8 protein-coding genes are annotated in these 9,649 nt (G+C 68.9%); 1 reads left to right on the top strand and 7 read right to left on the bottom strand.

Annotation, left to right across the window (positions count from 1 at the left end; genetic code table 11):
* Positions 1 to 188 precede the first annotated feature (188 nt).
* On the top strand, positions 189 to 1,439 hold the full coding sequence (locus AC1RWI_RS37180) for a DUF1444 domain-containing protein (protein ID WP_492870800.1): 1,251 nt from the start codon (positions 189 to 191) through the stop codon (positions 1,437 to 1,439).
* A 30-nt stretch (positions 1,440 to 1,469) separates the two neighbouring features.
* Here AC1RWI_RS37180 and alkB read toward each other — a convergent pair whose 3' ends face one another.
* From alkB to fliF, 7 genes are all read right to left on the bottom strand, one after another.
* The gene (gene alkB / locus AC1RWI_RS37175) at positions 1,470 to 2,123 is read right to left on the bottom strand and encodes a DNA oxidative demethylase AlkB (protein WP_043353468.1); all 654 of its coding nucleotides are present in this window, start codon (positions 2,121 to 2,123) and stop codon (positions 1,470 to 1,472) included.
* 134 nt (positions 2,124 to 2,257) lie between these two features.
* Complete coding sequence (locus AC1RWI_RS37170) at positions 2,258 to 3,700, bottom strand: flagellar hook-length control protein FliK (protein WP_492870799.1); 1,443 nt, start codon at positions 3,698 to 3,700, stop codon at positions 2,258 to 2,260.
* Between the two features lie 26 nt (positions 3,701 to 3,726).
* Positions 3,727 to 4,182, bottom strand: coding sequence for a flagellar export protein FliJ (fliJ, locus tag AC1RWI_RS37165; RefSeq protein WP_043353472.1), 456 nt, complete (start codon positions 4,180 to 4,182; stop codon positions 3,727 to 3,729).
* Positions 4,175 to 5,638 carry a flagellar protein export ATPase FliI gene (gene fliI, locus AC1RWI_RS37160; protein WP_043353475.1) on the bottom strand — a complete coding sequence of 488 codons (1,464 nt, stop codon included), beginning with the start codon at positions 5,636 to 5,638 and terminating at the stop codon, positions 4,175 to 4,177. Before fliI ends, fliJ begins: the two co-directional genes overlap by 8 nt.
* Entirely contained in the window at positions 5,631 to 6,488 is an 858-nt protein-coding gene (gene fliH, locus AC1RWI_RS37155; protein WP_043353477.1) for a flagellar assembly protein FliH, read from the bottom strand. Before fliH ends, fliI begins: the two co-directional genes overlap by 8 nt.
* Complete coding sequence (gene fliG, locus AC1RWI_RS37150; RefSeq protein WP_043353479.1) at positions 6,475 to 7,467, bottom strand: flagellar motor switch protein FliG; 993 nt, start codon at positions 7,465 to 7,467, stop codon at positions 6,475 to 6,477. The genes fliH and fliG overlap by 14 nt, the downstream gene beginning before the upstream one ends.
* Positions 7,457 to 9,166 (bottom strand): flagellar basal-body MS-ring/collar protein FliF, encoded by a 1,710-nt coding sequence (fliF, locus tag AC1RWI_RS37145; RefSeq protein WP_492870798.1) that lies wholly within the window; start codon positions 9,164 to 9,166, stop codon positions 7,457 to 7,459. Before fliF ends, fliG begins: the two co-directional genes overlap by 11 nt.
* Positions 9,167 to 9,649 lie beyond the last annotated feature (483 nt).

The following is a 9,649-nucleotide window of genomic DNA, read 5'->3' as shown; positions in this document are numbered from 1 at the left end:
GGCGGGGCCACGGGCGGGATGGTCGGCCCGGCGCCGAGGCGAGCGCCAAGAATAGCGCAAAAAGATGGCAGCGCAACACGGCGCGGCAGGGCGCTTGGCGGAGCACGGCGAGGATGCCGAAATGCCGGGACATGGGGTAAGGTGTAAGCACTACCATCCGGGCCAACATCCGGGCCATTGTCATCGCCATGGGCTTCTTCGAATCGCTTTTCCTGCGCAAGCCGCCGCCGGATCGTTTCGCGGCGCTGTTCATTGCCGCTGCCCGGCGCCAGGGCTTTGAGGGGCGCCTCGATTTCAACGCGGACGAGTTCCGGCTGGAGCACGGGCGCAACGCTTTTTTCAACCTCCACAACGCCTACCGGGCATACTGCGAGGCGCCTGGCGCGCAGCGCGGCAAGGCGCTGCATGGCTTCGTGGCCACCTTGTGCTCCAGCGGGCAGGCCCCGCCGGCCTTGCTGTCCGAGGCCCGGCCCATGCTCCGCCCGCTGATCCGAAGCCGCTCGCTGATCGACGAGATCCGGCTGCACCACTTGCGCACGCAAGGCGATCCGTCGACCTTTGAGGTCGCCTGCCTGCCCTTCGGCGAGGATTGCGTGATCCTGCTGGCGGTGGACTATCCGGAAACCACGTCGACGCTGCTCAATGGCCCCTGCGCCTCCTGGCAGGTGACGCTTGGCCAGGCGCTGCAGATCGCGGGCGACAACCTGCGCGACCACACCGCCGAAGCCTTCGTCCCGGTCGCGCAAGGCGTCTACCAGGGCGCCTGGAGCGACGGCTACGAGGCCAGCCGCGCGCTGCTGCCGGATGTGCTGGAGCGGGTACCGGTACGTGGTCGTCCGGTGTTCATGATGCCAACCCGAGAGGTGCTGCTGGTGACGGGCGACCAGGATGACGCCGGGCAGCTGCACATGGTCGAGCTCAGCCTGCAGGCGTCCCGCCAGGGCCGCACGATCTCGCCGGCCATGTTCCGCTACCAGCCCGGGGGCGTGGCGCACGCTGTGCCCACGGGGACCGAGGTGTCGCATTTCGTTCCGGCCGGCGAGGAGGCCGCACGGCACCTCGCCCATCTGGTGCGGCTGTACCGCAAGGAAGAATACGACACGCAAAAGGCCGCCCTGGACCGCCTGAACGAGCGCGACGGCGCCGATGTCTTCCTGGCCAGTTACCTGCTTTATGGGCGGCAGGATGATCCGCTCACTTCGTTCTCACTTACCACCTGGACCTGCGGCGTGGAGACTTCGCTGCCGCGCGCGGATCGCATCGCCCTGGTACGGCCGGACGCGGCCAATGGCGTGGGGCAGACGCGCGTGGTGGGCTGGCAGCAGGCGCTGGCCATGCTGGGTGACCTGATGGAGCCGGAGGCGCAGTATCCCGCCAGGTATCGCGTCAAGGCGTTTCCCGACGATAGCCGGCTGGCGATGCTCGATGAGATCGGTTGATGATTGCCCGCCAATGCGCCCGGCACGCAGTTAGCGCGTCTTGCGCAAAGTCAGGTTGATCCGCTCGCGGCCCACCAGCGCGTGATCGCCGTCGGCCAGCGGCGCAATGCCGTGGAACGCCAGCCTCGCCGGGCCGCCCCATACCACCACATCGCCATGCGCCAGCCGCACGCGCAGCGGTCGCTCGGCGCGGGCAAGGCCGCCGAACAGGAACACGGCCGGCAGGCCAAGCGACACCGAGACGATGGGCGCGCGCAGGTCGAGCTCATCGCGGTCCTGGTGCAGGGATAGCCGGGTGCCTGGCGCATAGCGGTTGAGCAGGCACGCGTCCGGCCGGAAATCGGCAAAGCCGGCCGCGGCGGCCGCATCGCGCGCCAGCGCCAGGAAGGCATCCGGCATGGCGGGCCAAGGCTGGCCGCTGAGGGGATCGGCCGCTTCGTAGCGGTAGCCGGTGACATCCGAAACCCAGCCAAACTGGCCGCAGTTGGTCATGGCCACCGACATGCGCTGGCCGCCCGGCGTGACAAGGTGCCGCCACGGCGCTTGCGAGGCAACGGCGCGCACATTATCCAGCAGGGTTTGTTCATGCTCCCGTGCGAAGCCGCGCAGCACCACAGCGCCGGGCACGATGGGCTCGGCGCGGGGGGCGTCCTGGGGGAGGGAATCGAACAGGTCAAAGGTCATGGCGTCTTGGCGGGCGGGGCGCGCCAGCCCTGGTGGCTGCGGCCCTGCTCTAAAACGACATGGTAAGCGCGAATGCGCTTGGCCGCGTAGCATGCCCGGGCGTGTGCGCCCGAGCCTCCATCGCGCCCGGGCGGTCAGGCGAAGGTGTCGACCTCGCCGCGTGCGAGGGTGCGTGCCACGGGGGCCACGGGGCCGGCATTGACCGGGGCTGCCGGCATGCCTGCCAGCGTGCCGAAGCCATTCTGCGCGTTGCCCGGCTGGCGTTGCTGCTGTTGGCCGTTGCCGGCCTGGCCGGCAAAGCCGTCGGCGCCCACCGAGGTCTGGCCCAGCTGGATGCCGTTGTCGGCCAGTGCGGTGCGCAGTTGCGGCAGCGCGGCTTCGACCGCGGCGCGCACGGCGGCGTGCGGCGAGACGAACTGGGCCTGGGCCTGGTCGTTGACGACGTTGAGCACGACCTTGAGCGGGCCGAGGTCGGGCGGATTGAGCTGCAGCTCGGCGGTGTGGTTGCCTTGGGTCGACAGGCGCACCATCTGCTGGCCCAGCGCTTGCGGCCACTGGCCATCACCCACGGGCGGTGCGATCGGCAGCGAGGTGGTCGGCGACAGGCCGCTGGAGGTCGGCGCCTGGCTCGGGGCCATGTTGCCGGCCGCCATCAGCGGTGTGGCGGCGGGTGTGGCTTCGGTGCTGTCCGGCTCGGCGGCGCGCATGGCCGCCGCCAGTTGCATCGGGTTGGCCGGCGCGGCGGCGGTTGCCGCGGGCGCGTTGTTCTTGCCGGCATCGCCAAGCTGCAGCGGGGCCTTGTACGGCTGGCCGAGCGAGGCGTCCTGCTGCCCGGAGGAGGCCTGGCCATTGCCGCCTTGCTGGCCGGCCATGGCGGCCTTGAGGCTGGCGGCCAGGTCCGGCGCGGCCTTGGTGGCGTCGGTGCCGGGCTTGTCCGTGGTTGCCGCCTGGGTGCCGGCCGCGGTTTGCGGCACGGCCTGCAGCGCGGCGCGCTGGGATGCGATGGTGGCCAGCGTATCGGCGGCGGCCGAGGTTGCTGGTGCGGCCGCGTTGGGCGTAGCGGCTGCGGCACTGGCGAGCGCCGGATCCATCATGTCCTTCAAGCCAGCTTGCGCGCCCAGGGCAGCAGTGCCGGGCAGTCCGGCCGAGCCTGGCAGCGCGCCGCCTGCTGCCAGCGCGGCAGGCTGTGCTGGCTGGGCCGGTTGCGGCGCGAGCAGGGCGGCCAGCGCGGCGGCGGCAGACTGCGCGGTGGGATCCGCGGCCTGGTCCTCGGAGGTCTTGCCGTCCTTGTCCTGGCGGCGCGACGGCTTGGTGGCTATCGTGCTGGCTTGCGTGCCTTGATTGGCGGCGTTGGCGTTCTGGCCGCCGGCGTCGTTGCGTGTGGACGCGTCGCCGGTGTTGTTGTTGCTGCTTGCGTTGCCGGCGTTGCCATCGCTGCTGGTGCGCTCGTCGTTTCGGGCGCGCGCCAGCGCATCGCCGAACCCTTGCTGCTGCGCGTCGGCACTGCTGGTGTTGCTGGTGCTGCGCGAAGAGGCGGCCGTGGCGGCATTGCTGACAATCTGGCTGATATCGATCATGTTGGGGCTCGGTCTGTCTGGGCGGCTTAGCGATGGCGGCCTGCAACTTGCAGGCGGGCGGCGCGGGCTGCGTATTCGTCGGTGTCGCGTTGCTCGCGGCGCATGCTGGCAATCTGCTCGCGCGTATCCGCGCGGGTAATGAGCGTGTCGAAGGAACTCTGGCGGCGCTTTTGCTGCTGCCAGTTGGCGCGGCCAGCGAGCAACTGGGCTTCGGCCCGGGCCAGCGCTTCGGTCTGCTGGCGGATGGCGGTATCGAGCGAGGCCAGGAACTGTGCAAAGTCCTGCCAGCGGGTGGAAGTCATGCCGTCCTGCGCGATGGCTTGCATGCGTTCGCGGTATTCCTGCCGGTACTGCGTGAGCGCGGCCAGTTGCTGCTCCGCCTGGTTGCGCAGGCCTTGCAGCCGGCCCAGCTCGCGCGCGGCGGCATCCGTATCGTTCTGGGCCAGGTCGGCCAAGGTATTCAATGCAGATGGCTTAGCCATGTTCACTCCGTTGGAAGAGACTATGCAACTGGCCGATCGAGGCGTCGTAGCCGGCGCGCTCATGGATGTCTTGCTGCAGGAAGGCCTCCATCTGCGGATGCAGGTGGATGGCCAGATCCAGCTCCGGATCGTTGCCCGGCACGTACGCGCCCACGCTGATCAGGTCGCGGTTGCGCTGGTAGCGCGACATCAATTGCTTGAAGCGCCGCACCGAGGCGAACTGCGGCGGCTCGATCAGCGCCGTCATGGCCCGGCTGATCGAGGCTTCCACATCGATGGCGGGGTAGTGGCCGGATTCCGCCAGGCTGCGCGACAGCACAATGTGGCCGTCCAGGATGGCGCGCGCGGAATCCGCGATCGGGTCCTGCTGGTCGTCGCCTTCGGTCAGCACCGTGTAGAAGGCCGTGATCGATCCACCGCCTTCGGCGCCGTTGCCGGTACGCTCCACCAGCGTGGGGAGCTTGGCGAACACCGAGGGCGGATAGCCCTTGGTGGCGGGCGGCTCGCCGATGGCCAGGGCGATCTCGCGCTGGGCCATGGCGTAACGCGTGAGCGAGTCCATGATCAGCAGCACGTGGCGGCCCTGGTCGCGGAAGTACTCGGCCAGGCGCGTGGCGTAGGAGGCGCCCTGCATGCGCAGCAGCGGCGAGGTGTCGGCCGGTGCCGCCACCACCACGGAGCGCGCGCGCCCTTCCGGGCCCAGGATGTTCTCGATGAAGTCCTTCACTTCGCGGCCGCGCTCGCCGATCAGGCCGACCACGATCACTTCCGCGCTGGTATAGCGCGCCATCATGCCCAGCAACACGCTCTTGCCCACGCCGGAGCCGGCGAACAGTCCCATGCGCTGGCCGCGGCCCACGGTGAGCATGCCGTTGATGGCACGCACGCCCACGTCGAGCACAGTCTCGATGGGCGCGCGCGACAACGGGTTGATCTGCGTGCCGCCGAGCGTGACTTCCGTGGCAGCGGTGATGGGGCCCAGGCCGTCCAGCGGACGCCCGGCGGCATCGAGCACGCGCCCGAGCAGGCCTTCGCCCACCGGCAGGCGCTTCGAGCCCGGCTCGCGCGGGGCGGTGTCGCCGCTAGGCAGCGGCGTCGGCTCTAGCGGATAGACGCGCGCGCCGGGCACCAGGCCCACCACGTCGGATTGCGGCATCAGGTAGAGCCGGTCGGCGCCGAAGCCAACGACTTCTGCCTCGGCCAGGCGCGGGCCGGTGTTCTTGCCGTGCAACTGGCCACCCGGCAGCTCGATCAGGCAATCGCTGCCGACCGGCAGGCGCAGGCCTACGGCTTCCAGCACCAGGCCGGCGGCACGGGTCAGGCGGCCGCAGCTGCGCTTGCTGTCGATCTCGGCAATGCCGGCCGAGGCCGCGGTGAGCGCATTGCGCCAGCGCTGGCCATGCAGGCCGGCGGTGAAATCCGTATTCACCGAGGTATTGGCCGAGGTATCAGGCATGCGGCGGCTCCCACGGGTCGTCACGGCCGAGCGCCTTGACCACGCGGCTCCAGCGCGTGGACAGCGTGGCATCGAGCTCGCCACTGGCGGCACTCGCGACGCAGCCGCCGCGCGCGATGGCTGCGTCGGCGCGCACGCTCCAGCCGGCGGCCTGGAGCTCGCCAGTCAGGTGGGTTTCCACCAGAGTGACATCGTCGGGATTGAGCAGCAGGCAGGGCGAGCCGGACAGCGCCGGCTCGGCCGCGAGCAGTTCGCGTACCGCTGGCAGCAGCACGGCGGGATCGGCCTGCACGGCTTGCTGCACGAGCTGGCGCGCCACATCCAGCGCCAGTGAAATCAGGGTCTGGGCCACTTCTTCGTCAACGCGGCCAAGCGCGTGGCTGAAGGTGGCGGCCAGTTGCTGCAGGTGGGCGGCTTCGGTGCGTGCGCCTTCCAGGCCGCGCGCATAGCCTTCGCGGTGACCGTCGCCGTAGCCCTGGGTCTGGCCCTGGGTATAGCCCTGGGCGTAGCCTTCCTTGCGCGCGCCTTCACGCATGGCGTCGAGCGCGGCAAAGTCGATGGGGGGCGGTGCGGGCTCCAGCGGCATGAACTCCGCCGGAGCGGGTGCGGCCTTGCGCGGATCCAGCGAGACCATTTGCCAGCGCTGCCAGCCGTTTTTCTGCGGGGCGCGCCCCGCCGGCGCGGTAAAGCTCTCGAAGCCGGCCTGCCGCGGCGCGCCGCGGTTGCCCGCCGCGCGGCCGTCGCCGGCATCGCTGGCGAGATCGCCGCGAAGCTCGCCGCGACCATCGACAAAATCGCTGTCCGAGGCAAGGCCCCGGAACTGGCGCAGGGCACGTTCAGACGTAGGCATCGTCGCCACCACCGATTACAACTTCGCCGGCTTCGGCCAGGCGTCGTACCACCTGGAGGATGTTCTTCTGCTCGGCCTCGACTTGCGAGACCCGTACCGGGCCCAGCGCTTCGAGGTCTTCGCGCAGCATTTCGCCAGCGCGGGTCGACATGTTGCGGATGAACTTGTCGCGCAACTCCACCGGCGCGCCCTTGAGCGCGACGATGAGCGATTCGGTGGCCACTTCCTTGAGCACGCGCTGGATGCCGCGATCGTCGACTTCCATCAGGTTCTCGAACAGGAACATCTCGTCGATGATCTTCTGCGCGAGGTCGCCGTCGTGCAGGCGCACGCCTTCGATCACCGCTTCTTCGTGAGCCGTGCTCATCAGGTTGATGATCTCGGCCGCCGTACGCACACCGCCCATGCGGCTGCGCTTGAGGCTCTGGCCCGCGAGCAGCTTGGTCAGCACGTCGGTCAGTTCCTGCAGGGCGCCAGGCTGCACGCCGCCGAAGGTGGCGATCCGCAGGATCACGTCCTGGCGCAGGCGCTCGGTGAACATGCCGATGATCTCGGACGACTTCTGCCGGTCCAGGTGGATCAGGATGGTGGCGATGATCTGCGGGTGTTCGTCGCGGATCAGTTCTGCCACCGAAGTGGAATCCATCCAGTTCAGCGAATCGATGCCGGCGCCCGGGTCGCGGGACTCGAGGATGTCCTCGATCACCGATACCGCGCGCTCCTCGCCCAGCGCCTTGTTCAGCACGCTGCGGATGAAGGCGCTCGAATCCACGTTCAGCGCGAGATACTGCTCGGTCTCCTGGCGGAACTCGGCCAGCACGGCGGACATCTGCTCGCGTGTCACCGAGTTGAGCGTGGCCATGGCCGAGCCCAGGCTCTGCACTTCGCGGGGGCCAAGGTGCTTGAATACTTCTGCTGCGGCGTCTTCACCGAGCGACATCATCAGGATGGCGCTCTTCTGCAATCCTTCATCGGTCATCGCTAGCCATCCAGTTTTTGATCACACTAGCAACCAGGCGCGGGTCGCGCTGCGCGGCGTCACGCACCAGGGCGAGATCGCTTTCATATTTAGCGGCAAGCCGCAGGACTTCCGGATTCGCCGGCTCTTCAGGCGGCAACAAAATGGCTTCGTTGTCGGCTGACCTTTCCTGTGGCGGCGGCGGGGGCGGCGCGGTGTACTTGCGCAGCACTGGACGCGCTACCTTGAACCACACGAACAGCGCCAGCAGTGCCAGCAGCAGGTAGCCGGCGGCGGTCTTGGCCAGGGCGATCATTTCCGGCTGCTTCCACAGCGGCAGTTCCGGCTTGATGTCGTTGTCCACGGTGAACGGGCTGTTGACCACATTGAGCGAGTCGCCCCGGTCGGCCGAGAAGCCCATGGCTTCCTTGGTCAGGTTCTCGATCTGGGCGAGCTGCGCGGCGGGCAGGGCTTCAGACACCACCTTGCCGTTGGCGCCCGCCTTTTGACGGTAGTTGACCACCACGGCGACCGACAGGCGCTTCACGCCGCCCGGTGCCTGCTGCACATGGCGCACGGTACGGTCGAGCTCGTAGTTGGTGGTGGAGTCGTGGCGGTTGCTGCTCGGGCCGGTCTGGGCCGTGGCGGTGGCGCCGCCCTGGGCCTGGCCCGCGGCCTGGCCTTGCTGGCCGGGCTGCTGCCCCGGCTGGTTCGGTTGGCCCGGACGCGGCGGCTGGGCCGTGGCGATCGGTGCCGTGGCCGGTGCCGGCGGCTGGTTGGACAGCGCGCCAGGCACGCCGCCGACCGGCGCCGCGCCTTGCTGGCTCGATTCGCTCGATTGCTGGCTGCGAATGGCGGCGCGGGTCGGGTCCTGGTTCGGCTTGTAGGACTCGTCCGTGTGCTCGACGATGGAGAAGTCCACGTCGGCGGTCACCTGCGCTTTCACGTTGTCCTGCCCGAGGATCGGTGCCAGGATGGCCTCCACGCGCTGCGCGTAGTTGCGCTCCAGCGCCTGCACGTACTTGATCTGGCCGGCGTCGAGCATGCGCTCGTTGGTGCCGCTGCCGGATAGCAGGTTGCCGTGCTGGTCGACGATGGAGATGGCCTTGGGCGTGAGCTCCGGCACGCTGGACGAAACCAGGTGGCCGATCGCGGCGACCTGGCCGTCATCGATGGCGCGGCCCGGGTAGAGTTGCAGCACGATCGAGGCGGTCGGCTTCTGGCGTTCGCGCACGAACAGCGTCGGCTTGGGAATGGCCAGGTGCACGCGCGCCGACTGCACGGCGGCAATCGATTCGATGGAGCGGGCCAGCTCGCCTTCCAGGCCGCGCTGGTAGTTGACCTGTTCGGCAAACTGGCTGATGCCGAACTTCTGCGTGTCCATCAGTTCCATGCCCGTGGTGCCGCTCTTGGGCAAGCCTTGCGAAGCCAGGCGCAGCCGCGTTTCGTGGACTTTCTCGGAGGGCACCATCACCGCACCGCCGCCTTCGGCGAACTTGTACGGCACGTTCATCTGCTGCAGGGAGGCGATGACGGCACCGCCGTCGCGCTCGGACAGATTGCTGTAGAGCACCTTGTAGTCCGGCGCACGCGACCAAAGCACACCCACCGCGATGGCCGCGGCGAGCGCCGCGCCGCCCAGCATCATGGGCAGGCGCGGATTGGTCTTGAGTCGCTCGAACAGCTCGGACTTGTTCGACAGGGCTGCCACGGCGTTCATGCGCGCGCCCCCGTCACGGCCGGGCCGGCATGGGTCAGGATCGGCTGGGCCGGATGGCGGGCGCCGCTCTGGCTGCCCTGTCCACCCCGGCTGGCCTGGCTAACCCTGGCTTCGGCATGGCTAAGATCACGCTGCTGACAAAACACGCGTACTCCCCGCGATAGTTGATGAGATTCGGGTCCGGACCGGGCGCGCAAAGGTAAGCGGCATCCCAGATTCGGCACGGTATCGATGATCATCCAAGGCGGGTGCCGACAATCCGGCGAATAGGCCTCGTTTTCCACCCGAATTCCCGCAATGGCCCAGGTGACGCCACGAGTACGCTTCGGGGGCTGGCACAGGCGGCGCGCGCGGATGCGGTATTTGTGGCATGGGCGGCGCATTGCGCCAGGTTTGCCGGCAACGGCCCGGGCGAGTGCCCGGCGCAACCTTAATGACTTATTTTCGAACCGGTTTCCCCCGGGGCGGGCTTCGGCTGGCCGG

The organism is Cupriavidus sp. MPR-AND1C (genome assembly GCF_058809705.1).
Note: the sequence above shows the minus strand (reverse complement) of the source record. Positions and strands in the feature narration are given on the sequence as shown.